Annotated in this window: 1 protein-coding gene; it reads right to left on the bottom strand. The window is 58.3% G+C overall.

The genetic code is table 11. From position 1 onward, the window contains the following. On the bottom strand, positions 1-350 hold a 350-nt coding region (locus D2K64_RS25875), incomplete at its 3' end, for a hypothetical protein (protein ID WP_456316387.1). Positions 351-630 lie beyond the last annotated feature (280 nt).

Genomic DNA, 630 nt, shown 5'->3' with positions numbered 1-630 from the left:
TTAGCCCGAAGCGTTGCGTCTCGGATTGCGGGCAAGATGGTGTCCACGGTGGCAATTTCGCCGCGGACTCCATGGGGCCGTCCCTTACGAACCGCTTCATAGAGGGTCCTGTTGGGATCAGCGTCGATACACTCGACAGCAAATTCATCCGGATTTCCGGCTCGCCGGTTATCCGGAGTACCGGATAACCGGCGAGCCATCTCTATGGCGAGGCAGTAGGTGAGGGTGGTCTTCCCCACCCCACCTTTGGTGCTGGCAAGTGCCAGAATCGGCGCGGTTTTCATGATCGAAGCATCCGGCAGTCTGGCCTTCCTGACAACCGGTTTTCCGGAGTTCGGGATGTCCTGCACTCCGGTTATCCGGAGATTTGGAAAACAGCGTTAGAAAATAATGCTTTGCAGGCGCCAGCTTCGCGCTAGCCTGAAGATGAAAGGGTGGTTACGCTGCCCGCCATAATTTGGAGATCCGCAGAGAAGCAGAACCCCAGAAACGAAAAAGCCCTCGCGGCGCCAACCGAGAGAGCTTTCCGTCACCGCCGAAGAGGCAGGAGCACAACTACGCAATGCCCCTGCATCCTGCCTCACTGAGTCCCGCCTCGCAAGCGCCAACTTGCGGGGATGCCTGAGGCTT

Source organism: Teichococcus vastitatis (assembly GCF_003604215.1).
In the GTDB taxonomy this organism is placed as follows: domain Bacteria; phylum Pseudomonadota; class Alphaproteobacteria; order Acetobacterales; family Acetobacteraceae; genus Pseudoroseomonas; species Pseudoroseomonas vastitatis.
This window is presented reverse-complemented; position numbering and strand designations above follow the sequence as displayed.